At 42.1% G+C, this 26,505-nt stretch carries 21 protein-coding genes and 1 pseudogene; 8 read left to right on the top strand and 14 right to left on the bottom strand.

The features are described from left to right. Nucleotides 1-340: 340 nt before the first annotated feature. Both ACN222_RS05265 and pgmB read left to right on the top strand, forming a co-directional pair. The gene (locus tag ACN222_RS05265; RefSeq protein WP_190449677.1) at nt 341-2,758 is read left to right on the top strand and encodes a sucrose synthase; all 2,418 of its coding nucleotides are present in this window, start codon (nt 341-343) and stop codon (nt 2,756-2,758) included. Nucleotides 2,759-2,788: 30 nt separating this feature from the next. Further along, complete coding sequence (pgmB, locus tag ACN222_RS05260; protein WP_010995232.1) at nt 2,789-5,854, top strand: beta-phosphoglucomutase; 3,066 nt, start codon at nt 2,789-2,791, stop codon at nt 5,852-5,854. Nucleotides 5,855-5,956: 102 nt separating this feature from the next. Here the strand turns inward: pgmB and ACN222_RS05255 are convergent, their stop codons facing one another. The 4 genes from ACN222_RS05255 to ACN222_RS05240 all read right to left on the bottom strand — a co-directional run bounded on the left by ACN222_RS05255 (nt 5,957) and on the right by ACN222_RS05240 (nt 9,689). Next, nucleotides 5,957-6,298 (bottom strand): DUF6464 family protein, encoded by a 342-nt coding sequence (locus tag ACN222_RS05255; protein WP_010995231.1) that lies wholly within the window; start codon nt 6,296-6,298, stop codon nt 5,957-5,959. A 388-nt stretch (nt 6,299-6,686) separates the two neighbouring features. Next, nucleotides 6,687-7,142, bottom strand: a complete 456-nt coding sequence (locus ACN222_RS05250) for a hypothetical protein (RefSeq protein ID WP_010995230.1) — start codon at nt 7,140-7,142, stop codon at nt 6,687-6,689. 364 nt (nt 7,143-7,506) lie between these two features. Beyond that, on the bottom strand, nt 7,507-8,052 hold the full coding sequence (locus ACN222_RS05245; protein ID WP_010995229.1) for a hypothetical protein: 546 nt from the start codon (nt 8,050-8,052) through the stop codon (nt 7,507-7,509). 284 nt (nt 8,053-8,336) lie between these two features. After that, nucleotides 8,337-9,689, bottom strand: a complete 1,353-nt coding sequence (locus tag ACN222_RS05240; protein ID WP_010995228.1) for a trans-splicing intein-formed DNA polymerase III subunit alpha C-terminal partner DnaE-C — start codon at nt 9,687-9,689, stop codon at nt 8,337-8,339. Nucleotides 9,690-10,140: 451 nt separating this feature from the next. On the opposite strand from ACN222_RS05240, the gene gatA reads away from it, so the two are divergent. Continuing rightward, nucleotides 10,141-11,601: an Asp-tRNA(Asn)/Glu-tRNA(Gln) amidotransferase subunit GatA gene (gene gatA / locus ACN222_RS05235; RefSeq protein ID WP_010995227.1), complete on the top strand. Its 1,461-nt coding sequence runs from the start codon at nt 10,141-10,143 to the stop codon at nt 11,599-11,601. A 93-nt stretch (nt 11,602-11,694) separates the two neighbouring features. Here the strand turns inward: gatA and ACN222_RS05230 are convergent, their stop codons facing one another. After that, the gene (locus ACN222_RS05230; protein ID WP_010995226.1) at nt 11,695-12,573 is read right to left on the bottom strand and encodes a helix-turn-helix domain-containing protein; all 879 of its coding nucleotides are present in this window, start codon (nt 12,571-12,573) and stop codon (nt 11,695-11,697) included. Nucleotides 12,574-13,054: 481 nt separating this feature from the next. On the opposite strand from ACN222_RS05230, the gene ACN222_RS05225 reads away from it, so the two are divergent. Beyond that, the gene (locus ACN222_RS05225) at nt 13,055-14,224 is read left to right on the top strand and encodes a glycerophosphodiester phosphodiesterase family protein (RefSeq protein ID WP_010995225.1); all 1,170 of its coding nucleotides are present in this window, start codon (nt 13,055-13,057) and stop codon (nt 14,222-14,224) included. Between the two features lie 271 nt (nt 14,225-14,495). On the opposite strand, the gene ACN222_RS05220 is transcribed toward ACN222_RS05225, so the two are convergent. The 3 genes from ACN222_RS05220 to ACN222_RS05210 all read right to left on the bottom strand — a co-directional run bounded on the left by ACN222_RS05220 (nt 14,496) and on the right by ACN222_RS05210 (nt 16,771). Further along, nucleotides 14,496-16,082 carry a glucose-6-phosphate isomerase gene (locus ACN222_RS05220; RefSeq protein ID WP_010995224.1) on the bottom strand — a complete coding sequence of 529 codons (1,587 nt, stop codon included), beginning with the start codon at nt 16,080-16,082 and terminating at the stop codon, nt 14,496-14,498. 104 nt (nt 16,083-16,186) lie between these two features. Then, nucleotides 16,187-16,444 (bottom strand): hypothetical protein, encoded by a 258-nt coding sequence (locus ACN222_RS05215; RefSeq protein ID WP_044520806.1) that lies wholly within the window; start codon nt 16,442-16,444, stop codon nt 16,187-16,189. A gap of 129 nt (nt 16,445-16,573) precedes the next feature. Further along, on the bottom strand, nt 16,574-16,771 hold the full coding sequence (locus tag ACN222_RS05210; protein ID WP_010995222.1) for a hypothetical protein: 198 nt from the start codon (nt 16,769-16,771) through the stop codon (nt 16,574-16,576). Between the two features lie 199 nt (nt 16,772-16,970). Here ACN222_RS05210 and ACN222_RS05205 point away from each other — a divergent pair. Together ACN222_RS05205 and ACN222_RS05200 are read left to right on the top strand one after the other, a co-directional pair. Continuing rightward, nucleotides 16,971-18,105: pseudogene (locus ACN222_RS05205) on the top strand (branched-chain amino acid ABC transporter permease). After that, the gene (locus ACN222_RS05200) at nt 18,095-18,877 is read left to right on the top strand and encodes an ABC transporter ATP-binding protein (protein WP_010995220.1); all 783 of its coding nucleotides are present in this window, start codon (nt 18,095-18,097) and stop codon (nt 18,875-18,877) included. The pseudogene ACN222_RS05205 and the gene ACN222_RS05200 overlap by 11 nt, the downstream one beginning before the upstream one ends. A gap of 89 nt (nt 18,878-18,966) precedes the next feature. Here the strand turns inward: ACN222_RS05200 and ACN222_RS05195 are convergent, their stop codons facing one another. Both ACN222_RS05195 and ACN222_RS05190 read right to left on the bottom strand, forming a co-directional pair. After that, complete coding sequence (locus tag ACN222_RS05195; protein WP_419756891.1) at nt 18,967-19,878, bottom strand: hypothetical protein; 912 nt, start codon at nt 19,876-19,878, stop codon at nt 18,967-18,969. Nucleotides 19,879-19,971: 93 nt separating this feature from the next. Then, nucleotides 19,972-20,562, bottom strand: a complete 591-nt coding sequence (locus ACN222_RS05190) for a metalloregulator ArsR/SmtB family transcription factor (protein ID WP_010995218.1) — start codon at nt 20,560-20,562, stop codon at nt 19,972-19,974. Between the two features lie 214 nt (nt 20,563-20,776). On the opposite strand from ACN222_RS05190, the gene ACN222_RS05185 reads away from it, so the two are divergent. Beyond that, complete coding sequence (locus tag ACN222_RS05185) at nt 20,777-20,950, top strand: helix-turn-helix domain-containing protein (RefSeq protein WP_231865511.1); 174 nt, start codon at nt 20,777-20,779, stop codon at nt 20,948-20,950. Between the two features lie 155 nt (nt 20,951-21,105). Then, nucleotides 21,106-21,816 (top strand): Uma2 family endonuclease, encoded by a 711-nt coding sequence (locus ACN222_RS05180; RefSeq protein WP_010995217.1) that lies wholly within the window; start codon nt 21,106-21,108, stop codon nt 21,814-21,816. 105 nt (nt 21,817-21,921) lie between these two features. Here ACN222_RS05180 and ACN222_RS05175 read toward each other — a convergent pair whose 3' ends face one another. The 4 genes from ACN222_RS05175 to ACN222_RS05160 all read right to left on the bottom strand — a co-directional run bounded on the left by ACN222_RS05175 (nt 21,922) and on the right by ACN222_RS05160 (nt 26,505). Further along, nucleotides 21,922-23,208 carry a glutamyl-tRNA reductase gene (locus ACN222_RS05175; protein ID WP_010995216.1) on the bottom strand — a complete coding sequence of 429 codons (1,287 nt, stop codon included), beginning with the start codon at nt 23,206-23,208 and terminating at the stop codon, nt 21,922-21,924. A gap of 218 nt (nt 23,209-23,426) precedes the next feature. Next, entirely contained in the window at nt 23,427-24,464 is a 1,038-nt protein-coding gene (gene glpX / locus ACN222_RS05170; protein WP_010995215.1) for a class II fructose-bisphosphatase, read from the bottom strand. A gap of 225 nt (nt 24,465-24,689) precedes the next feature. Beyond that, nucleotides 24,690-25,127 carry a secondary thiamine-phosphate synthase enzyme YjbQ gene (locus ACN222_RS05165; protein WP_010995214.1) on the bottom strand — a complete coding sequence of 146 codons (438 nt, stop codon included), beginning with the start codon at nt 25,125-25,127 and terminating at the stop codon, nt 24,690-24,692. Nucleotides 25,128-25,308: 181 nt separating this feature from the next. Further along, nucleotides 25,309-26,505 (bottom strand): pyridoxal phosphate-dependent aminotransferase, encoded by a 1,197-nt coding sequence (locus ACN222_RS05160; RefSeq protein WP_010995213.1) that lies wholly within the window; start codon nt 26,503-26,505, stop codon nt 25,309-25,311.

Below are 26,505 nucleotides of genomic sequence, written 5' to 3'. Positions count from 1 at the left end.
CCAGCCTAGAGCAGGAGGAAGAAACACTGACAACTGACCAATGACCATTCATACCAGAGCTAGAAGGCAAAACAGTGAATGCCTATCTACTATACAAAGGTCAACAAAGGCAATGTACCTCTAAGCCAATTACTAAGTATCAAGTTTATTTAATTACACAGAAGATGGTTGGTCTTGATCAGTAATAGCCAATTTTGGTAATTAGTTTTGATATTACCAATTACCAATTACTGATCACCCATTACCAAATATCAGTGTTTCAACGAACTTTATACAAAAATTACATTTGTTGAGGAGACAAAAATGAGGTCGTGACCTGGCTAGAGTTCTGGAAATCGTCATGCACGAACTATTTCACCCTATTTTTGCTAATGGTGAGGAAAAAGCTGCTCTGCAACAGTTGATAATTGCATTAGATGCCTCAGGTAAACGTTACTTCCTGAGAAATGAGATCCTGCATACTTTTTCCCAATACTGTCAGCAAGCCCAAAAGCCCACATATTTTTACTATTCTTCATCCGTGGGTAAGCTGATTCAATATACCCATGAAATCGTTTTAGCAGAGGACGGTACCTGGTTTGTGGTGCGTCCAAGGATTGCTAGCCAAGAAGTTTGGCGACTGACATCAGACTTGGCTAAGTTTGATTCTATGTCAATTGATGCGTTTTTAGATGTAAGCGATCGCCTAGTCAATGCCTATGAACCCAACATCTTAGAAATTGACCTCAATTCCTTTTACGAAGCTTCCCCCAGTATTAGCGACCCTAGAAACATTGGTCAAGGTTTAGCCTTCCTCAATCGTTATCTATGCAGTCAGATAGCGACCGACCCCCAATATTGGGTCGAGTTAGTGTACTTAGCTTTACGGGGATTGCAATACGATGGGATTAACTTAATGATTGGGGATGCTATTCCCTCAGGTATCCACCTAGCTAAACAAATTCACGCAGCGATTAAATTTCTCTCGGCACTACCCCCGGAAGAACCATACGAAAAATTCTACATTGAACTGCAAAAACTCGGCTTTGAGCCAGGATGGGGTAATACAGCCCAGCGCATCCTGGAGACTATTACGCTGCTAGATAAATTGATTGATTCTCCCCAACCTGCCGTATTAGAAGCATTTGTCGCCCGTGTTCCTGCTGTTTTTCGGGTCGTCCTAGTTTCCATTCACGGCTGGGTAGCTCAAGAAGATGTCATGGGACGGGATGAAACCTTAGGCCAAGTTATCTATGTTTTAGAGCAAGCACGCAGTTTAGAAAACAAACTACAGCAAGAGATTAAGCTTGCCGGACTGGAAGTGCTAGGTATTCAACCCCACGTTATTATTCTCACCCGGCTTATACCTAACTGTGAGGGTACATACTGTAACCTGCGCTTAGAAAAGTTACACAACACAGAGAATGCTTGGATTTTGCGGGTTCCTTTCGGGGAATTTAATCCCGAAATTACCAATAACTGGATATCTAAATTTGAGATTTGGCCTTATCTAGAAACTTTTGCCTTAGATGCCGAAAAACAACTACTAGCCCAATTCCAGGGCAAACCAAATTTAATTATCGGTAACCACAGCGATGGTAACTTAGTTGCGTTCCTCCTCGCCCGTCGTCTCAAAGTCACCCATTGCAACATTGCCCACTCTTTAGAAAAACCGAAAAATTTATTTAGTAATTTATATTGGCAAGACTCTGAGGAAAAATATCACTTCTCAGTACAATTTACCGCCGATTTAATTACGATGAATGCGGCTGACTTTATCATCACATCATCCTACCAAGAAATTTTCGGCACACCCGAAAGCATAGGACAGTACGAGTCCTACAAGTTCTTTACCATGCCCCATCTATATCATGTAGTCGATGGGATAGACCTGTTTAATCCTAAATTCAACATGGTTCCGCCAGGGGTAAATGAGCAAGTCTTTTTCCCTTATAGCCAAACAGCAGATAGAGACCCCAATGTCAGTAAACACGTCCACGACTTATTATTTCATCGTCAAGACTCGCAAATCTTCGGTTATTTAGACCAACCCCAAAAGCCACCCATCTTTGCAGTTGCGCCTATTACTTCCATCAAAAATCTGACTGGCTTGGCTGAATGCTTCGGCAGAAGTCAGGAATTACAAGCACACTCTAACCTAATTCTGCTTACTAGTAAGTTAAACATAGATGAAAGCACCAATCCCGAAGAAGCCAGGGAAATTGAAAAACTGCACAACATTATTAACCAATATCAGCTACATGGGCATATTCGCTGGTTAGGGTTACGACTTCCTAACCAAGAAGTCGGCGAAGCTTATCGCTTAGTGGCAGATTATCGGGGAATTTATATCCACTTTGCTCGGTTTGAAGCCTTTGGACGCAGTATTTTAGAAGCCATGATTTCTGGCTTACCTACCTTTGCCACTAAATTTGGTGGTTCTTTAGAAATCATGGAGGATCAAAATAATGGATTTCGGATTAATCCCACGGACTTAGAGGGAACAGCCGAGAAAATTTTGGCATTCTTCCAAGAGTGCGATACCCATCCCGAACATTGGCAAGAAGTGTCTCAATGGATGAGCCAACGCATTCATCAAAAATACAACTGGCAATTACACACCAGTCAATTACTAGCACTGACTAAAATCTACAGTTTCTGGAACTTTATCCGCCCAGAAAGCAGCGAAGCTAGAGTCCGTTACATGGAAAGCCTATTTCACCTAATTTATAAACCCAGAGCCGAGCAAATTTTAGCGAAGCACATGAGTTGTCATTAGTCATCAGTCAACAGTCATCAGTCATTCACCATGAACACAAAATGTCCTTCTCGTGATTTTATTTATCAAGATTGGATATTAAGCGAAACTAAGTTTAATCCTGAGCAATCGCATTCTAGAGGTACCGTCTTCACCATTGGTAACGGTTACTTAGGCACCAGGGGTAGCTTAGAGGAAGGTCACGCCCGTGGTTTACCTGCAACCTTTATTCATGGTGTCTATGATGATGTGCCTGTAGTTTATACAGAACTGGCTAACTGTCCTGATTGGTTGCCCATGATAATTGCGATTAATGGCGATCGCTTCCGCATGGATCAGGGGGAAGTATTACACTACGAACGTAAACTTGATGTTAGTCAAGGTCTGCTCAGTCGTTCTCTGCGTTGGCGTAGTCCCAGTGGTAGCATCATCGATATCCACTTTGAACGCTTTGCTAGTCTGGCAGATCACCATATATTAGGACAGCGTTGTCAAATCACAGCTCATGATGGTGATTGCTTAGTTGAAATTCAAGCTAGTATCAACGGCTATGCTGAAAATCAAGGTTTCAATCATTGGGAAGGAATAGACCAAGGTAAAACCGAGCAGGGTATCTGGTTGCAAAGTCGTACCCGTGGAACTCATATTGAAATCGGTATGGCAGCCAAAATGACCATATCAGGTGCAGAAACAGCGTTACAAGTGAGCATCGTCCCTGGATATCCCACTATCAGCGCCAGTTTTTTAGCTAAATCTCAACAAACTATCACGGTGGAAAAGCTGGTAACAGTGTTTACTTCAAGGGAGGTCAACAAACCAGTTACCGCAGCTCAAGAAAAACTGGCACAACTAACCAACTACACAACTTTACTCACGGCGAATAAGCAAGCCTGGGACGAAGTATGGCAAAAAAGCGATATATACATAGAAGGAGACCCTAAAGCCGCTTTTGCTGTCCGCTACAACCTGTTTCAGTTGCTAATTGCTGCCCCATCCCATGATGAAAAAGTCAGTATTCCCGCTAAAACCCTTTCCGGCTTTGGCTACCGGGGGCATATTTTCTGGGATACAGAAATTTTTATCTTGCCCTTTTTCACCTTCACCCAACCCACTTTAGCCCGGAACTTACTCAGCTACCGCTATCACACCATCAACGGGGCGCGACGCAAAGCCAGCCATTACGGCTTTAAAGGGGCGATGTATGCCTGGGAAAGTGCGGATACTGGGGATGAGGTAACGCCGCGTTGGGCATTGCCTGATGATTATTATGGCGAAGATGTGCGTATTTGGTGCCGCGATCGCGAAATTCATAATAGTGCAGATATTGCCTATGCTGTCTGGCAATACTGGCAAGCCACTGGTGATGATGATTGGATGGGCGATTATGGTGCAGAAATTATCTTAGATGCCGCTATTTTCTGGAGTAGCCGAGTTGAGTATAACTCCCAAGGCGATCGCTATGAAATCCGTGGGGTGATTGGTACTGATGAATACCACGAGTTTGTACACAACAACACTTTCACTAACCGGATGGTGCAATGGCATTTAGAAAAGGCGCTGACAGTTGCTGAATGGCTGCGTCATAACTTCCCCGAACGAGCCAAAGCACTAGAAGATAAGCTGCAACTTACTCCAGAGTTAGAAACTCTCTGGCAAGACATCATCAAAAAAATCTGCATTTTCTACGACTCTTCAACCGGATTAATCGAACAATTTGAGGGATTTTTCCAATTGCAAGATATCAACTTAGAAGACTACGAACCACGCCAGCGTTCTATGCAGGCAATCTTGGGTATAGAAACCGCTAACCAACACCAAGTCCTCAAGCAACCAGATGTCTTGATGTTGCTGTACCTGATGCGCCCATCAGCAGAATTTCCCTACAACGAAAAAGCTTTAAAAAGCAATTGGGATTATTACGCACCCAGGACGGATATTACCTACGGTTCATCACTAGGCCCAGCAATTCACGGCATCTTAGCCTCAGATTTGGGGAAATCAGCCACAGCCTACGAACGGTTTATGCAGGCGCTCATGGTTGATTTAGAAGACACGCGAGGCAATGCCAATGACGGTATTCACGGAGCCAGCGCTGGCGGAATTTGGCAGGCAGTAATTTTCGGTTTTGGTGGCATCCAATTCACAGAAAAAGGCCCCGTCGCTAACCCCCATTTGCCCCCAACTTGGACACGTCTGAAGTTTCAGCTACATTGGCGTGGGCAGTGGTATCCGTTTGATTTGCCTGGGGGACAGGAGGCAGGGGGCAGGGAGCAGGGAGCAGGGGAGCAGGGAGCAGGGGAGCAGAGAGAAGTCCGAGCGGAGGAAGCCTCCGCTCGGAACTTCGGAGGGAGCAGTTCGCTGAAAGCGTTCCCGTTGGCGTTGCCTCTCGTAGAGAAGGGTGGAGCAGAGGAAGAAGTTTTCACTCTCCAATCCCCACTCCCGAACACTCAATACCCAGACATTAGAGGATTTATCTTCGATTTAGATGGTGTGTTAACTGATACAGCAGAATATCACTATTTAGGGTGGCAGAGGCTGGCTGATGAGGAGGGGATTCCTTTTAATAGGGAGGATAACGAAGCCTTGCGGGGGGTGTCTCGTCGTGAGTCCTTGATGCGGATTATTGGGGATAGACCTTATTCAGAAGTGCAAATTCAAGAGATGATGGAGCGTAAAAATCGCTACTATGTAGAACTAATTGAACACATTACATCTAAAGATTTATTGCCGGGAGCGATCGCTCTTTTAGATGAACTAAGGCAAGCGGGAATGAAAATAGGTATCGGTTCAGCTAGTAAAAACGCTCACACAGTAATCGAAAAGCTAGGGCTTGTTGATAAAGTAGATGCGATCGCTGATGGTTACAGTGTGCAGAAACCCAAGCCAGCGCCAGATTTATTCCTCTTCGCTGCCCATCAGTTAGGATTAGAACCGCAACAATGCGTAGTTGTGGAAGATGCAGGCGCAGGTGTGGAAGCCGCTTTAGCTGGGGGGATGTGGGTAGTAGGACTTGGCCCTGTCGAGCGTGTAGGTACAGCTCATGTAGTCCTCCCAAATCTTGCAGGAGTGACATGGGCAGACTTACGCACCAAGTTAAACGAAGCTGCGGGGGTGTGAGGGTGTGAGGGTGTGAGGGTGTGAGGGTGTGAGGGTGTAAGGGAAGCAACTAACTAATAATTAAATCAAGATACCTTATAAATACTGTTCTTCTCCTAACCCCTAAACCCCTAAGCCCCTAAACCCTGTTGAGTTTTCATCACTCATAGGGCATTCATAATAGCGGCATCCTTGACAAGGGCCACTAGGGTTAACAGCACAACGGAGATAGCCGGAACGTGCGTTGAATTTGCAACTGATATCACCAATTAAATAGCCTACCCCTTCTAAATAATAGCGATCGCTCTCTACAGGTCTAATATCTTGCTGTATCCGCACCCTAGCAATATTTGTGGCTGCTTGTCTGAGGCGTGAGCGCATCCGTAATTGGGTTTTACGAATTACCCACAAGGAGAACATGGACGGTAAGAAACCAATGATCATTACTAAAAGTGTTCTTAACACCTTCTCTTAACCTCTTTTTATTTGCACTGCGTGTGTCAGTTGTCAGTTGTCATTCGTCAGTTGCTTTTCATCTGGTTTAATACCCCATCCCCTTGTGGTGGAGTTCTTATAGCCTAATTTATCCTATTGCATAATGTGGACGAGTTGCCGGGTATGACAAGGGCTTTATGACATGACTTCCATCAGCATAACTGTTACAGCCCAACGGTTAAATGCTGATGTCACACTAATTAGTCATTAGTCAGTTGCTAATAATGTTGTTTTCCCCTACCTCCTCTCACAGGTGTAGGTTTTTAATCAAGTGATGAGTGATGACTCTCACACTAACGAAATAATAATAGTTTCATCAATCCCTACACCCCTATACCGTCAGCCTCCCCTCCCGCCCTCAATTCCTCATTTTTTTCCCTTGCTGCGGTGCAGGTTGTTTCTTTTGTGCGTGCTGGCGGAGTTGTTGCGCTAGTTGTGCGGCTTCTCGCTCGGCTCGAAATAAATCAACTTTTCGGGTTGTCAGAATAAATGATTGATCTGGCTGTTGTTTCACCAAAGGGACACTCACAGGAGAATACAGGCAAATATTTATATATGAGCGATCGCTATTTTCTGTTAAATAATTAATTTGACTATTAATCGTACTGGCTATTGTCTTGAGTTCTAATATCTTTGCTTCTAACTCCAGTGCCATCTGGTTGATATGCTGCACAACAGTAATCAAATGCTCCCATCTACTGCTCATATTGTCCGATTGGGGTTGTAGAGGCACTATGGCTTTATTTACTGTTACTGGTGGCAACATTAATGGTAGGGAAATAGTAGTCTTGTAGCTAGGTTCGATTTGTTTCATAAATGTTATCGCCCTCCTACTGAGTTTGCATGATATTTTTATAACTTCAGTACAATTGTACTACAAAATAGCAAATTGAGTTCATTAGTTTGGGGACTTCCAACGAAAAAAATCACCCATCACTGTGCAAAGTTCTCCTCGGCTCCTCTGCTGTCTCAAAGGTGAGATGTGTTAACCAAAAGGTATTGTAGACGACCAACAAAAGTACATACAAATAGGGACAGTATACTAATCTGCCCCTAATATTTTTTTAAATATTAAGTTTCTTGAATGAAAATATTTAAAGATATTGAATGCTATTACGAACTCTAGAAAATATCAGCGATCGCCCAAAAGAATACAATATTTAAGAATGTTAAAATAACTAAGCCTGATTAATTTGCTTATAGGTTCTACGCCACTTTTCTAGACTATCTATAGATATAGATTTAGTTGTAACATTTATACCATTTCCTCGCCAATCGATATCAGAGTCTGTGGTAAAAACCCCACATTCTAACTGTTCAGAGCGTATATCCCAATATTCACCAAACCGACTTTTTAAGGTAATTACTTGTTCAAATACCTTATTTCTATGTTTATTTCTGCGTTTTCTTTCTGTTGCGCCTGTTGCTTCTGTATCAATAAATTTTGTCTCAATTAAAAACAGATTACCTTGAAATGTTAGGTAGACAAAATCACATTTACCTAAGTCTGTATAATCAGCAATTGGGGACTTTTCAAACAAGAGCAATTCATAACAAGAAGGGAACAAGTTTTGAATATTTAAAAATAAATAAGCTTGCAAAAGAAGTTCCTTATCATAAGGAAAGGCAATCACCCCTTCAAAAAACTGCTTGATGTCCTCCTGAGTTTGGGGTTGAATTTTTTTACAATAGGAAACAAACTTACTCAAATCATTTGCAATCATCAAAATATTAACTCCTTCCCCTAGCTCTTGCCCAAATCCTCATGGCATAAAAAGATACCACTTACTACAGGAAAACATCATCCGCATAAGTAACGAAAAAAACTGTGAAGCTCAAGAATTACTATGTCAATATACTGTTGACGTAGTAGTTTAACTAATATGATGATTTCTCAGTAATACTGAGTACTGAGTAAGATATTCTTCTCCCTGTACCCTTGTTACTGAGCCTACAACACACTCAAGGAACGCAGAGAAGTATTGCCTCTTCTCACTCTTTCATCTCCTCACGAACCACCAATCAGAGGTTTAAGTTGTGCTGAAAATCTGGCATTTTGTAATGCTTGCACAGTAATTCGAGCATCTTGAACACAAAATTGCCAACCTAAACGTACTAATCGCCGAGAATTTTCAGATTGCACAATTCCAATTACGGGCATTTTGGCTTTTTCTTTATCTCCACATTGTTCTTGCAAAATTGTTTTTAAGCGATGTAGTTCTTCAATATTGGCTGCTTGTTGAGGCTGAAGTTCTACCATCACCATTTGTACAGTTTCTACTGGCTCTGCATCTTCTACAATTAATTGAGTTTGTTCGTCGCGTCGGTCTACCTTACCCCAAATAATTAATCTGGCATCAACTTGAAGTAAGAAACTAATGCGCTCATAAGTTTTCGGAAAAACTACTGCTTCTGATTGAGATGTTAAGTCTTCAAGTTGCAGAATTGCCATTGCATCACCTTTCTTTGTCATGACTTTTTTCACACCGTTAAGCATGACAATTACACATAATCTTGTGTCTTCTCGTTGTTCTCCTAGTTGTGAAAGATTAATTGGTGTTAAAAGTGGTGCTACTGACCTTAAAGATTTTAAGGGATGGTCGGAGACATAAAATCCTAATAATTCTTTTTCTAAGCGTAATTTTTCCTGTGGGGGATAATCTAGTACAGGTTTAGCTTTAGGAGCAGTTTCAAAGGCATTATTAGCTGTTTTGGTATTAGTAGAAGAATATCCACCTAATAAATCAAACAGGTTTCCTTGACCACTAGCACGATCTCTAGCACGGGATTGGGCCCAATCATAGACTAATTCTAAATCTTGGATTAATTGGTGACGATTCGCTTCAATTTTGTCAAAGGCTCCACAGTAAATCAGTGATTCAAGGGTACGGCGATTAACAGCACGTAAGTCTATGCGATCGCAGAAATCAGCTAATGATTTAAACTCTCCTGTTGTGTCTCTTGCTTCTAAAACTGAGGCGATCGCATTCTGTCCTACGTTTCTCACAGCCGAAAATCCAAATAATATCTTACCCGCTACTGGGGTAAAGTCTACACCTGAGCGATTGATATCCGGCGGTTCTATCTGAATATTCATGCTTAGACAGGTAGAAATATATTTCTGCACCTTATCTGTGTCATTGCTATTAGCCGTCAGCAACGCCGCCATATATTCCAATGGATAATTAGCCTTCAGATATGCAGTTTGATAAGTAACATATCCATAAGCTGTGGAATGGGATTTATTGAAACAATTAGAAGCTATTAATCCATTTTTGATGAAAAAATTGTGATCACGTCTAACCCCAATGTCATAGACATTTTCTACACCTAAAAACTTACGGCTTGCTATTTTAATCATCTATTTATACCTCGAAATAATTTTATAGTTAAGAAATCAATTTCTATATTTAGCTAAAATTTAACTTTTACTAAAATCCATCTTATATAATTTATTGGCGAGTGAACACTGCTATACCCTTACACCACAATAGCTAAAATTATTAGCCAATTATTCAGCAATTTCTTGCTATTTTTTGTTAAATTTTAAATAAACACTGAAAATACAGTTATTACACACCTATTTGCTGTTTCTTTAATTAAGAATTGGGTAAAGAGAGCAGAGAGAAGTCCGAGCGGAGGCTTCCTCCGATCGGAACTTCGGAGGGAGCAAGGAGAGTAATTAATTTACAGATGTTGTATACAACGTTCCTTCTATTGGCAACTGACAACTGGCAACTGACAACTCACCATTGACCAATCCCGCACAATATGTACTAAAATCAATGACTTGAGTCACTAAGAGAGCAATCATGGCATCCATCCGCGAGTTGCACGAACAGCTAGTTAAAAAAGAACGTTCTGCCGTTGAAATTACCCAAGAAACTTTAGACCATATTCAAGAGCTAGAGCCAAAACTGCATAGTTTCTTACACATCACGGCACAGCAGGCGTTAGAACAAGCTCGTGCTGTGGATGCCAAAATAGCAGCAGGTGAGGAAATTGGGCTACTGGCGGGGATTCCTATTGGCGTTAAGGACAATATGTGTACCAAGGGCATCCCCACCACCTGTGCTTCTCGGATTCTGGAAAATTTTGTGCCGCCTTATGAGTCAACTGTGACACAAAAACTGCTAGATGCAGGGGCTGTAGTGGTTGGTAAAACCAATTTAGATGAATTTGCTATGGGCAGTTCTACGGAAAATTCTGCCTATCAAGTGACAGCGAATCCTTGGGATTTATCGAGAGTTCCTGGCGGTTCTTCTGGTGGTTCGGCTGCGGCTGTGGCGGCGGAAGAATGTGTGGTGGCCCTGGGTTCGGATACTGGTGGTTCCATTCGTCAACCAGCTTCTTTTTGTGGTGTGGTAGGACTCAAACCCACCTATGGTTTGGTTTCCCGTTATGGTTTGGTGGCTTACGCTTCATCTTTGGATCAAATTGGCCCCTTTGGAAAATCAGTAGAAGATACAGCGATATTATTAAAGGCGATCGCAGGTTACGATCACCAAGATTCCACAAGTCTCAAAGTCGAAATCCCTGACTATGTAGCCAGCTTAAAACCAGACCTCAAAGCCAGAAGTAAACTCAGAATTGGCATAATCAAAGAAACTTTTGGCGAAGGTTTAGACTCTGTCGTTGAACAAGCCGTTACCAAAGCAATTGAACAATTACAACGTCTAGGGGCTGAAGTTCATGTAATTTCCTGTCCCAACTTTCGTTATGGCGTACCTAGCTATTACATCATTGCTCCATCAGAAGCATCAGCCAACCTAGCCCGCTACGATGGCGTAAAATATGGCTGGCGTGCGCCGGAAGGAGACAATTTACTGTCCATGTATAAGCGTACCCGTGCCACTGGCTTCGGTGCAGAAGTCAAGCGAAGAATTATGATTGGTACTTACGCTCTTTCGGCTGGCTATTACGATGCTTATTATCTCAAAGCCCAAAAAGTACGTACTTTGATTAAGCAAGACTTTGAAAATGCCTTTAAAAATGTTGATGTGTTAGTATCCCCAACTGCTCCCACTACAGCATTTAAAGCGGGAGAAAAAACTGCTGACCCCATCAGTATGTACTTAAACGACTTGATGACAATTCCTGTTAACTTGGCTGGTCTACCGGGTTTAAGTGTCCCCTGTGGTTTTGATGAGCAGGGATTACCAATTGGACTACAACTAATTGGCAAAGTACTGCGAGAAGACCAACTACTACAAATAGCTTACGCTTATGAACAGTCTACTAGTTGGCATCTAAGTCAGCCAAAAATTTCTTAAATTTTCGGTGGTCAGTTGTCAGTTGTCAGTTGTTCTTGAGTTTTTTACGATTCACTAACTAATGACAATTGACCCATTACCCATTACCCATTATTACTGACTAACCACTTCCGGGGTATATGTTACTTCTTTGACAATACCATTACTGCCCAAAGGTTCTGCTGGCTTCTCGTTGACGGAAACTAGTACAGCACCTGCATTACCAGAACGTACAGTTAGCTGTTTTTTTGCTGTCCAGGTTCGGCGATCGCCTTTGGTTAATTCGCCAACAAACTCTGTCTTACCGTCGGCTGTCACTTGTAACCATGAATTACCTTGCAGTTCTAATGTCACTGCAACGGCTGAATTAGCATTATTTTCATTACCAAGTGTGGCTGATGGTGTGGTCGTAGAACTATCGCCCACATCTGCTGTTGTAGACGATGTTGAAGAATTTTCCGAGTCTGAAACTATTGATTCTGGTAAGTCTGGTGTTTGAGCCTGGGGTGCAACTGTCAGGGGTGAAGGGTTGGCTTGTTTTGGGGTAGTCGTTTCTGAGTCTTGTTTATTTGCCAAAGATTGAGTGATTAGTTTGGGATTGAGTACATAAATCAGTCCAACCGCCGCAACTGCTAGCAATAAAACGTAAGGGACAAACAAAGGAATACGAAGTTTTGGTCTTTGTTTTATCTGTTCCTCTTCATGACGATGGGATTCTTGAATTGCAGATTCACCACTGACACTAAAAGTTTTCGCCAAGGCCTGTCCATCCAAACCCAATATATCTGCATAGCGACGGATAAATCCTTGGATGTAAACAGGCTCAGGTAGTTCAGCAAACTTGCCTGCATCTAAGCATTGTAAGAAATATAGTCTAATATTTGTTTTAGCAGCTACTTCTTCTATACGTATACCTTTCTCTTGTCTTACCTGTAATAAATATTTACTTATTTCCTTAAGTTGTTGTTCTTGAGCCTCATTTAATAGGTTCACTGTCTTCTCCTAGTATGAGTTAATGTTTACTATCTCGCAGTGAGACTACTTGAGTACGGTCAATATTGTTACTAATTTATTAATAGATTTTTGTAGTCCGTTTAATTTTAATGCCAAATTCCAATTGGAGAATATTAATCTCTATTGCTGAGTCGAAAATAATTTAATTTTTCATAAATTTTTCCATAAAATAGCATCATACTATACTCCCATTTGTAACGGGATTACCATCCTGAGCTACTTCTGTTGAGAATAATAGCAGCAACGATGCTCCGCCCCACCAGAGACGGAAGTCCTCATTGAGATTTCATGGAGAACCTTAAGACAGACATAATCAGTGTTTAACTAGGCTTTAATGCTTGGTTCCTACCTTAATACAAGTGTTTTCACAGAAAAAACTTCAGTAGCTCAAAGTCCCAACCCACAGCGCTTGAGTTATTTTCAGCAATTTTTTGTAACCAAATACTTGTGAGGAGAAATCATGCGACATTTCTTTGGAGCATTTTTGCTAGGAATGGCTACACTAACAGTTATGCCAACAGAACAAGTCCTAGCAGGAACCTTAACGGGTCAACCTCCTATTGTTATTGGACACCGGGGAGCTAGCGGTTATCGTCCAGAACACACCTTAGCAGCTTATGAACTAGCTATTCAAATGGGTGCTGACTATATTGAACCTGATTTAGTTGCTACTAAAGATGGTGTTTTAGTCGCCCGTCACGAAAACGCTTTAGCAATCTTGAACGCTGATGGTACGCTCAATCTCACAGATACCAGCACAGATGTTTTTGAGCGTCTACAGTTTGCAGACCGCAAAACCACTAAAGTCATCGATGGACGCTCCATTACAGGCTGGTTTACCGAAGACTTTACCCTAGCTGAATTAAAAACTCTCCGCGCCATAGAGAGAATTCCTGGTATCCGTCCCCAGAATACTCAATATGACAGACAATTTGAAATTCCTACTTTGCAAGAAGTCATCGATTTAGCCAAAGCACAAAGCGCAGCCTTGGGACGGACTATTGGTATTTATCCTGAAACTAAGCACCCGACTTATTTTGATTCCATTGGTTTATCAATGGAAGAAATTTTGGTGAGCGTTTTAAATGCCAATGGATATGTTGATGAAAGTGCGCCAGTTTACATTCAATCATTTGAAGTTAGCAATTTAAAAGACCTCAACCGATTAACTAATGTCTCTTTGGTGCAACTAATTAGTCCCAGTGGAAGACCTTATGATTTTGTAGTTAATGGAGATTCTCGCCTTTACAGGGATTTAATTACACCTTTAGGTTTAGCAGAAATTGCTACCTATGCTAATGGAATAGGAGCCAATAAAAACTTAATTATTCCTAGAGATGGTCGAGGTAATTTATTGTCGCCCACAACCTTAGTTGATGATGCTCACGCAGCCGGCTTAATTGTCCACGCTTGGACTTTTCGCAATGAAGATGTTTTCTTACCAACGAACTTACAAGGAAATCCCCAAGAAGAGTATAAGCGATTTTATCAAACAGGTATAGATGGTTTATTTAGCGATAATCCAGACACAGCTTTTGCTGTGCGCTCTACCTTAGTTCCCGAACCCGGTACAATCTTTGGATTAGGTTTTGTGCCACTTTTAGGATGGTTATTTCGCCGTCGTAAGTAAGTTAAACGATGAATAAAGAGCTTGTAGTAAGCCCTTTATTCCTTATTTTTTAACGTGAGTCTCCAACAAAGGCGTACCTATGGAGAGGGGTTTTTTCCAGTCATCGAACTTACGTCGCATTCAGCTATTCTGCTTTTAAGTTGCACAATCTATAGTGAGGGCTGTTGACTGTCAACAGTTAACAGCCTTTATTAATAATTATGCAATTTAGGCGCGCATTAGCTGTACCAAATCCCCAACCCGAAAGGGTTGAGAATTTCAGTAAGAATTATCAGCTAAGGGAAATTTTCAAGCTGCTTGGTTGTCCCAAATTTCCCTGGAATACAACACCGCGTTGATTTGCTTGAAGGTGGCGTAAAATCTTGTAAATTGCTTCAACTTGGTCGGCTGCACCTATTTTCTCAGCAATTTGCTCTAAAGAAAGGGCGGTTTTTTCCTTTTGGAGTAATCCTACTACTTTTGTTTGTAGATCCAGAATGACAGCAGCAGCTTTTTTACCAGCTTCTACACCTGGTTGATGGTAAGCGTTAATGTTGACCAAACTCGCATATAAACCAACAGTACGCTCATACAAAGCAACTAAGGCCCCAACAGTACGGGCGTTAACTTGGGGAATCGTCACTGTAATGGAATCGCGCTGATTTTCATACAAAGCTTGGCGGGTTCCTAGCAGAAAACCAGACAGATAATCACCAGATGTGACACCGGGGTCTATTTCTGGAGATGCGCCATGACGGTCTTCCAAAACTTCGATTAAGGTAGCAAAGAAATTTGGTACGCCTTCGCGTAACTGCTGGACGTAAGCGTGTTGGTCTGTTGAGCCTTTGTTACCATAAACGGCGATACCCTGATAAACAGTATTACCGTCTAAATCTTTTTCTTTACCCAAAGATTCCATGACTAGCTGTTGCAAATAACGGCTAAATAACAGCAAGCTGTCCTTATAGGGTAAAACAACCATGTCTTTTTCACCCTTGCCGTTACCAGAGTAGTACCAAGACAAAGCCAGTAAAGCCGCAGGGTTATTTTTCACTTCTGGGACGCGAGTAGCGTCATCCATTTCTTTTGCACCTTCTAGCATGGCACGGACATCAATGCCCTGTAATGCCGCAGGAACTAGCCCTACAGAGGACATTTCCGAGGTACGTCCACCCACCCAATCATACATGGGAAATGTTGCTAGCCAGCCTTCAGATTGAGCTACTTTGTCTAGGTTGCTACCAGTACTAGTAATAGCTACTGCATACTGAGCAAAATCTAAATTTTGTCCGGCGTAGGCTTTTTTGACTTCAATCATGCCGTTGCGAGGTTCTGGTGTACCTCCAGATTTGGAGATGACCAAAACCAAGGTGCTGGCAAGATGATTCCGCAGGTGTGTGAGAATCCTGTCAATGCCGGCGGGGTCGGTATTGTCGATAAAGTGAATTTTCAGAGGGGGAAATTCAGGGGCGAGGGCTTCAGCGACAAACTGGGGGCCCAGGGCCGAACCACCAATCCCAATGGAAATAATATCTGTGAAGCGGTTGGCTTTGGGAGGATGAATAGCACCTGTTTGGATTTTTTCCGCAAAAGCTTCAATTTGTTCCAGGGTTTGAACAATTTCTTGTGCAATTTCTGGTGTAGGCGCTAAGTCTGGGTTCCGCAGCCAATAGTGTCCCACCATGCGGTTCTCATCAGGATTGGCGATCGCACCCTTTTCTAATTCCGCCATATCCGCAAATGCTTTGTCAAATTTCGGCAGCAACGACTTCACGAAGGCATCATCAAAACGCATCCGACTGACATCTAGATACAGTCCTAATCCCTCGTGGAAATATAACCATTCTTGGTATCGTTGCCAAAGTGCCTTCGCATCCATAGGGAAATCTCTAGTAAAGTGTCCTTCAAAAACAAGTGTAATGTAAGGTTAGAGCCATCCCTGCTTAGTCTTATACAGTTTTAAGTGTTGAAAATTTCTTCACCTCAAACATCCGGCATAGGTATGACCCGGAGAAATTTTACAATTTCACCCCTAATTTCTATACCAACTAAATAATTATCTATCGTAAACCGATGAAATATACCTTCATCATCCAGTTGTCGCAATTCTGGAAGTCCATGCAAGGACAACTTTTGGGCAAAATCAGAAAAAATAAAATCATAAACTCGCTGATAGGCAGCAGGCTCTAAACTTTTCAGGTCTACTAAAAACGACCTGGCGTAACGCATTTCCAGACTCACTGAAGTCACCTTGAGAGAGATGGGGGAGGCAGGGGAGGTAGGGGGAGCAGGGAAGGCAGGGAGAGCAGAGGGTAAATTTCATCCCCACTCCCCAGTACCCACTCCCCAGTACCCACTCCCCAGTCCCCGCTAAACAAACATCAACATCCGTATTGCTTCTTCCTGAGTTAAGATATCCCACGGTTGCTGCGATCGCTTAACTTGTTGTATGGCCTTTAACATATAAAAGTCACAATGCAAAGCGTGCATATCCAGCCAAACGTTTTCCAGTTCTTCATCGCTTAACTGCTCAATTAAGTGATGGATTCTAATTCTCAGTAAGTTCATACATTTTTGGCATTACCCAAAACACTAAGGTATTGTTCCCAAAAATGACCCAGGGCGAACGGCAATAAGTCAGTCGCGTCGAGATAGAATGTCGGGAACTGTGAAGAGGTAGGGGGGCAAGGGGGCAGGGAGTAGGGGGAGTAAACAAGAATGACTATGGACTATTGACTACTGACCAATGACTATTGACCAATGACTAATGATTGAATATTTAATTTTTTTAGCAATTTCTACCGCCACATTTGCCCTGTTTAGCTTGGGACTGAATTTACAGTGGGGTTTTACGGGGTTAATTAATTTTGGTCATATCGCTTTTATGACTTTGGGGGCTTACACTACCGTATTGTTAAGCCTTAAGGGTGTGCCGTTATTTATCTCAGCTATTGTTGGAGCAATTTTCGCCGCTTTGTTGGGATTGGTGATTGGTTTTGCTACTTTGCGTCTGCGGGAAGATTATCTAGCCATTGTCACCATTGGGACGGGAGAATTGATTCGCTTGGTGGTGAATAACCAAGATTTACCTGTAGGTGATACCTGGGTATCTGGAGCGTTTGGTGTCCAGAGTTATCCTATCCCTTTATCCACAGAGCCAAATTTGTTTTTCCGCCTGTTGATGATTGGAATTTTAACGCTGCTGTTTGCTGTGACTGTATTTTCCTTATGGCGCTGGATTCGGAACGCGCAGAAATTACAGCTTACTGATGCGACTGATAAAACAAGTAGCAAGCAAGAAATTGCTTCCCGTTTCGGTGTGGGAATTATTTTAGGGTTACTGGCAACAGCCATTTATATTTCTGGTGTCATTACACTTTATAACTACATCCCGAAAGCCGGTTTAATGCTGGTTTCGCTGTTGGTATTGGCGTTTGTATTTTGGCGGTTGGAATATTTAGTGCGATCGCCTTGGGGTCGTGTGTTAAAAGCTATCCGCGAAGACGAAGAAATACCTAAAGCAATGGGTAAAAATGTCTTTTGGTATAAGCTCCAGTCTCTCATGTTGGGGGGGTGCGATCGCTGGTATTGCCGGGGCCTTCTTTGCTTGGCAAATCAGCGCCATTTATCCTGATAATTTCCAGCCACAGCTAACTTTTGACTCTTGGATTATGGTAATTTTAGGGGGCGCTGGTAATAATATCGGCTCAATTTTAGGTGCTGTAATTTACTTCGCTTACGATGCCATTACTCGTGAAGTTTTACCGAAAATTATTCCCCTTGATGAGGCGCGTCTGGGTGCATTCCGCATCATGTGTATTGGTTTAATTTTGATGGTGCTGATGATTTGGCGGCCTCAAGGTATCTTAGGGAAAAAGGAGGAACTCACCCTTGGTAAATAACCAGTCACCCCCACTTCCCCTATTAGCAGCTAGCGGACTTTGCAAGAGTTTTGGCGGTATTAAAGCTGTTCAAGAAGCGAGAATCGAAGTTGCACAAGGCAGTATCACTGGCTTGATTGGCCCCAATGGTGCTGGCAAAACTACCTTATTTAACCTACTTTCAAACTTTATCCGCCCAGATAAAGGACGTGTCATTTTTGATGGCGAACCCATTCAACAGTTACAGCCGCACCAAATCGCCCAACAGGGTATGGTACGGACTTTTCAGGTAGCCCGGACTCTCTCCAGGCTGTCGGTGTTAGAAAATATGCTGCTAGCCGCCCAAAAGCAAACAGGGGAGAATTTTTGGCAGGTACAGTTACAACCCCAGGTAGTTGTTAAGGAAGAGAAGCAGCTGCAAGAACAAGCAATGTTTTTGCTGGAATCGGTGGGTTTGGCTAAGAAAGCTTATGAATATGCTGGTGGCTTGTCTGGAGGACAACGCAAGCTGCTAGAAATGGGTAGGGCTTTGATGACTAATCCCAAATTGATTTTGTTGGATGAACCAGCAGCCGGAGTCAACCCCAGATTAATTGATGATATTTGCGATCGCATCCTCACCTGGAACCGTCAAGATGGGATGACCTTCTTGATTATCGAACATAACATGGATGTGATCATGTCCTTGTGCGATCGTGTTTGGGTACTTGCTGAAGGACAAAATTTAGCTGATGGAACTCCAGCCGAAATCCAAACTAATTCCCAAGTTTTAGAGGCGTATTTAGGCAAATAGTTTATGAATTGGGGATTGGGGACTGGGGACAAATTAAATTCTCTTTCATTACCCATTACCCATTACCCACTACCCATTACCCGTTATTTTTAATACCAAGCTTGCGGGATCAAGTCATACTCCCTAGCTTGCTGCTGAGGAAAGTCGCCTGCTTCAATTCTAGCGATCATGTTAGGTAAAGCTTGAAGAAATGCTTGGCTTCTATCTTTTGGGTGTAGTGTCCAAGCGGCAGGATTAGTTAAGTTAGCGCGGAAATAATCGGTCTGTTCTAGTTTTTGAGTTACCATAATTTCCCAAGAATCTAACTTACCTTTACCTGTAAAGTTGCTAAGAATAGTTTTTAATGAAGTTGGTAAGTCATTCATCCATTTTGTGTTGTAAGAACGCCAAAGCACAGGGACAGGAAGAAACTTATCAAATCGCTTACAATCTATTAAATAAACTCTACTACCAAAGGTTTTAAAAGTATCAAAAGGCTCTGATTTTGGCTGATTTGTTGGTGGGCCAGCAAGTGGTCGCACAAACATCATTTTGGGATTTTCTTCCATTAATTTAACAGCTTCTTCAATCCAATTGTGATTGGGTTGTTGAAACATCAACATATCACTATCGAAGTGCAACATATATTCACTTTTACATTCTTCGATGCTAAATATAGAACCTAAAATGGGATAACCTTTATAGTTATGAGTAAAGCGAATCGGTGTACCAAAATGTTTTCGATAAACTTCATTATGGTAATTTGCATCGTAATTTATATCAACGACACGATCCACAACACCTGCTTGTAATAACTTCTCTGTACACTCGCGCAGTTCTTCCATTGTCCCAATGTGAGGACGAGTCACTTTGTCTCCCATCAGTGGAGCTGTATCAACTGCTAAAACCTTCTCCTCAAAAGGAAAGTTATGCACTTTTACTAAATGAGGAATTGTCTGTAAAAGGAAAGATGTATCCGGCCGCGCCACAAAAATCCACAACGAACAACTCGGATTTGCCATAGTAAAAATACCCCTGTTCTCTATTTTGATCTGTTTAACAGGATATACGATAGGTTACTTTAGTTAAGTAATTGCAATCTCAACTATATTGACCTAGATTTCTGCTAACCGCCAGTAAACCCCATTTTCTCGCTGCATTAACTTGTAACTAATCAACTCTCGTCGTAATGTGGCGTAATCGGGATGGTAGCGATTGAGAATATTGTTCACTTCTTGTTCTGAATAATTGATGCCTAACTCAAATTTGTTTACCAACCACTTGAGAATAACTAGGCGCTTTTTCCGGCTAGCGGGAATTTCTTTAATCCGTTGCACTCCTTCAGTGCTGTTTGTGCTTGTCTCCAAATAGTTTTTTAAAACTTTGCTTTCCCAGGCTTCAGTATCTACGTCCTCTATTAAGGAGGCTATCTTTTCGGGAGAGAGAATTTCTTTGCTGATGCTTTGCAAAACTTCACTATCTAACTGATATATGCGACTATTACCCTCTGGGCGCATTGTGACTAAATTTAGCTCTTTGAGTCTTGCCAAATGGTGGGAAACTGTTGGCTCTTTGAGCCGCATAAACGCTGCTAATTCTTCGACACTGCATTCCTGATTTGCTAGAATCCCTAAAATTTTCAATCGGCTTTCATCAGCTAAAACTTTAAAAAATTGCAGTAGGGTCTGAAATTGCTCTTGTTTCATAATTTGTTATACTTAATTCGATCACAATCTAATTAGAGCTAGATCGAATTACTAATGCTGCCCTCATCTGATGCAGCACAAGCTCTGCTTTGGTGATTTTTGAATTAATGTTAATTTTGCGATTCGTTCTGCAAAAAGTTGAGTTTTCTTAAGTTGTTCTTTACATTTTGCTATGTTGAGATTTCTGTCACGCCGGAAAAGAAGGAATCGCGGTATGGCTAGACAAGGTGCTTCGCTTGTCCAAGCTGCTAGATTCTTAGGAATGGATCAAAGTTCTCTGTATATGGCTCTGCAAAAAGGACAAATACCCACTCACAAGAGAAATGGACGCACGGTGGTTAGTCAGGGTGCGCTATTAGATTACCGAGCTAGAACGAGAAATTTGTGAGTTTTTAGGCAATAAGTTTGAGCGATCGCTATAGATAATAATATCGTGTGGCGATCGCTCATTTATTTATAGTACATAAATACCATCAATAACTAGAAAAGTACCATCTCCACCAACTAAACTATGAAAAAGACCAAGAGTGGAGGTGTAGCATTATGGTGATTACTCCCAGTACCGCATCTGAGGTCATCTACCCCGAAAGCGACGGACAACCGATGGCGGATAATACCAAGCAATTTCGCTGGATAGTAACAATTAAAGAAAATTTAGAAATTTTATTTGCAACGCAACCAGATGTATTCATAGCCGGAGATTTATTTTGGTATCCAGTTGCAGGTAATCCTAATATTAAGCAAGCACCTGATACTTTAGTAGCATTTGGTAGACCCAAAGGAGATAGGGGTTCTTATAAGCAATGGGAAGAAGATAACATTCCTCCTCAGGTGGTATTTGAAATCTTATCTCCTGGTAACAAATCTAAGGAGATGGCTAATAAACTTTTATTTTATCAACGCTACGGAGTTGAAGAATATTATATTTACGACCCAGATGACAATGAATTAACAGGTTTCTTGCGTTCAGAAGATTGGCTGCAAGAAATTCCCCAAATTCATGGGTTCATAAGTCCTCATTTAAAAATAAGATTTGAACTTACTCCGCAAACTTTAGAAATATACCGTCCTGATGGACAAAAGTTTCTTACCCCAGTTGAAATTGAGCAATTAAGGATACAAGAACATCAACTTGCTGAACAAGAACGCCAAGCTAAAGAGGTTGCTCTCCAACAACTTGAGCAAGAACGCCAAAAATATCAAGATTTAATGACACGACTGCAAGAACGGGGTATAAATCCAGAGGAGATTTAGAAGGGTGTGAGGGCGTGAGGGTGTGAGGGAAAAATTTAGTTTTACTCTTTCCCCTAAACCCCTAAACCCCTAAACCCCTACACCCCTACACCCCTAAATCCCTAATTAACTAAACTGCTCACCCACATCTAGGTTGAACAACATTTGCAGGGTTTGCATACAGCGCCTTCTGGCTTCAACATCTTGCTGCGCCCGCAATTGCACCATCGGGTCATGTAAAATTTTATTAACAATACCTCTTGTTAAGGCTTCAATCACCTCTTGATGTTTGTCGCCGAATTCTGAACCCAATCTTGATAAGGCTTTCTCTAATTCCTGTTCGCGGATGGTTTCGATTTTACTCCGCAGACTGCTAATTGTAGACACAGTTTCTAAACTGCGCCACCAAATATCAAAAGCCTCAATTTCTTCTTCTAAAAGCCGTTCTGCCTCTTGAGCCATCTTCCTGCGGCTTTCGTAATTTTGGGCTACAACCGCCTTTAAATCATCCACGTTGAAAGCCTGGACGTTGACCAGTTCATTCACGTCTGTATGGACGTTGCGTGGTACGGAAATATCAAATAACATGAGGGGCTGGTTTGGTGCTAAAACCATTTCTAATTTAGCCCGATCAAGTATTGGCTCTGTTGCGGAGGTACTTGTAAACACCAAATGGCTTTCAGCAATGACTGTCATCATTTCTGGAAGCAAATGAGTACGAATGGGGTGTTCTGAAAATTGCTTTGCTAATTCTTGGGCGCGTTCTCGTGAACGATTGACAATACTGATTTGTGTAGCACCTTTAGAAACGAGGTGTTGCACTAACAGCCGTGACATCTTACCAGCACCGAGAATTGTGACTCGGCAAGCTGCTAAATTTTCAGCTTTTATTTGCGCTAACTCCACAGCTGCGGAACTGATGGAAACTGCACCAGTACCAATGCTAGTTTCCGTGCGGACTCGCTTACCTGCTGTCAGCGCTTGTTTAAATAATCGATTCAAAATTGTTTTTATACCGTTATATTGCTGCCCCAGTTTGTGAGTATTTTTGACCTGAGCCAGAATTTGACCTTCGCCTAGTACGAGGCTATCCAATCCAGCCGCCACTCGCATGATGTGCATAACTGCGTCCTCATGTAGCAAGACAAATAAGTGCTGACGTAGGGAATGCACTGGCAATTTACTGTGTTCGGAAAGAAACTGAGTTACTTCTCGAATACCGTGATCTGTTTCACCCGCAACGATGTAAATTTCTAGACGGTTACAGGTGCTGAGAATGGCGACTTCATCAATATGAGGATAGCTGGTAAGTTGTGCGATCGCACTTTCTGTCTGTGGTTCTGGAATACTCAGCTTTTCCCGAATTTCAACTGGGGCTGTTTTATGGCTTAACCCCACCACTGCAATATTCATTTCTTATCGGTAATTAGTAATGGGTTATTTAATGATTGGGGGTTGGGGATTGGGGATTGGGGGTTGGGGATTGGGGATTGGGTACTGGGGATTGGGTACTGGGGATTGGGGATGAAATTTACCCCCTGCTTCCCCTACTCCCCCTGCTTCCCCTGCTCCCCCTGCTCCCTGCTCCTTGGCTTCCTAGTCCCCAGTCCCTAATCCCCGTTCCCTAATTCCTAGTGCAGTTGCACAGTCTTGGGCTGTCCAGCCATGTGAATTGTGTCCACAAAACGAGCAGTTTGTGACTGGCTGGAAATAACCAAGCTTTGAGTTCTAGCACCGCCGTGGAAGAAGCGTACACCTTGCATGAGATTACCAGAGGTGATACCGCAACCGGCGAAGAGAACATTTTCACCTGATGCTAGTTCATGAGCATCGTAAACCTTATCAGGGTCATTGATACCCATAGAGCTGAGACGGTCAAGGTTTGCTTGTTTGCTTTCCCCAATCAAGCCTGTTTTCACTACTTCTGGATCGTATATCAATTGACCTTGGAAGTGTCCGCCCAAAGCACGCATAGCGGCTGCGGAAATGACACCTTCAGGTGCAGCACCAATACCCATGAGCGCATGAACGTTAGTCCCCGCAAAACCACAAGATATTGCTGCGCCTACATCACCATCAGAAATCAGTTGTACTCTTGCGCCAGCGTCGCGGATTTCTTTGATTAAACCTTGGTGGCGATCGCGTTTCATGACGACTACTACAAGTTCGTCAATAGAACGGTCTAGACACTCGGAAAGAATCTTGAGGTTTTCCGTAGCTGACTTGTTAATGTCTACTTTGCCTTTAGCGGCTGGAGGTGCGGCTAATTTCTTCATGTAGAAGTCAGGCGCAGCGAATAATCCACCTTTCTCGGAAATAGCCAGAACTGCCATTGAGCCGGGTTGACCATAAGCTACGAGGTTTGTACCTTCGCAGGGGTCAACAGCGATATCAATTTCTACTAATTCATCGGGGTTACATAATTGGTCAGCATTTGGTTGGGTACAAATACCAACTTCTTCCCCGATATACAACATGGGCGCGTCATCACGTTCCCCTTCCCCAATTACGATGCGACCGCGCATATAAATTTTATTCATGCGCTCGCGCATTGCTTCTACTGCTACTTGGTCAGCAGTATTCTTTTCGCCCTTACCCATCCACTTTGCGGATGCGATCGCGGCTTGCTCAACTACCTCAATAATCTCTAATCCAAGTGTATTTTCCACAGAGTCGCCCTCTCAACTGCTTGACTTTCCGTCGTTTTTTCTAGCCATTTCAGTTTTCAAGTCTACCAAAGGGCGGATACCTGTGGAAAATAGTATCTACTTGCATCTGTGTTAAGTTTTGCTGCTAAGTCATGTATTTCCACGCCAACAGCACCCAAAACAGTACTTAAGTACTAACTTTCTTTTGTATTGCTCACCCGCATTTTCAATGATTTACCCGTGAAGTTATTCCCCAGAAATTTGCAGCAGCACATTTCTTTTACGGGGGCCATCTAACTCGAAAAACAATACAGATTGCCAAGTTCCTAATGCTAATTTTCCCTCTATGACAGGGATAACTTCGCTAGTCGTTAACATCATTGCCATTAAATGAGAATGAGCATTCATCGGTTCATCTTCTGGCACAACTCTTAAATGTAAATCGTTATGCAAGTAACGTTCCGACTCCGGGGCCAGTTTCCGCAAAAATACTTTTATATCTTCTAATAATCTAACTTCATCTTCATTAATTGCTAAAGCAGTGGTTGTGTGTTGTGAAAAAACTAAAATTTGCCCATTTTGAATTGCAGTAGCAGCTAAAAAGTCCTTGAGATAGGTAGTGATGTTGTAAATATTAATTCCTGCTTCTGTTTCTATTTCGATGATTTTATTGAATATGGACATAACAAATTCGATATTAAATAACCAACTTATTGGCAAAAAATCAAAAATCAGCAGTGCAAATTTAGACTGACTATAAAATTAATCAATCATAATAGCTTTAATTTTATTCAAAGCACTAAGCTGTAATATCAAAGTCTTATTGATTCTGACTTCTGAATGATGGATTATGAAAATTATTATCTCATTTTCCTGTATCTAAAATTGTTTTCAATCCTTGTACTAACCTTTCAATACCTTCTTTGACTGTATCTTTTTGCAAAGCACCGTAAGCAACCCGCAGATAACAACCATTTTCCATGCCAAAAGTTGTCCCCGGAATTACAGCCACTTTATATTCTTGAATTAGTTGTTTGACTAATGCAAAAGCATCTATCTGAGTATGCACTTTTAGAAAAACATAGAAAGCACCATCGGCGGGAGTAATATTACATAAGCCTTGCAGTTGCTTGAGGTAGTCGAATACTATTTGTCTGACTTGAGCGATGCCTACGGCAGGCTGCGCCAACGCTCCAATATGATCCTGTAAATACTCTGGTTTTGCTTGTAATGCTCCCAAAGCTGCATACTGAGAAACCACAGGCGGACAAATCAAAATTGTGTCTTGGACTTTTTTAATGGCGACAAGCAGATGTTTGGGAATTACCATATAACCAATTCGCCAACTGGCAAACCCATAAGCTTTAGAAAGACTATAAAGGGAAATTGTATACTCACTACTCCCTGCAAATGAGGCTGGAGAAACGTGTTTTACACCATCGTAAGTAAAGTATTCATAAGCCTCATCACTAATGTGATAGATGCCATAATTAGCGCAAATTTGATTTACATTACGTAACAAATCTTCGCAATAGACAACACCTGTAGGATTATTGGGGGAAATTGTGACCACCGCGCGAGTTTTTGGGGTAATAGCTTGAGCGATCGCCTCTGGACACAGTTGGTAATTTTCATCGGTTTCTACCAACACTGCACGACAACCAGCCATGGTGATCGCCATCTCGTGGTTGAAGTAGTAAGGCGTATTCAGAATAATCTCATCACCAGGAGAAGTAATCGCCAAAATAGCGTTCATAAACGCCATATTGCTTCCCGCCGTCACCACAATACAGTTATCTGTCGTGATTTCAATGTTGTTGAATGTAGACAATTTTTCTGTCAGCGCATTCAACAAAGGAGGAATACCCTCCACAGCTTTATATAAATTATTAGCAGGGTCAGCCAAAAATCTCGGCAAAAGCTCAATAGCTTCTGGTGGCGGACTATAAGAAACCACACCCTGTCCCAAAGAAATAGTCCCAGGTGAATTTTGAATTAATTCCCCAACTACAGGAATAATCGGTGATTGTACCGCCTGCATCCGAGAAGTGAAGTTAGTCAT

The sequence above is a fragment of the Anabaena sp. FACHB-595 genome (assembly GCF_048568275.1).
Taxonomy (GTDB): Bacteria; Cyanobacteriota; Cyanobacteriia; order Cyanobacteriales; family Nostocaceae; genus Trichormus.
The sequence above is the reverse complement of the archived record's forward strand: the minus strand, read 5'-3'. Positions and strand labels throughout refer to the sequence as shown.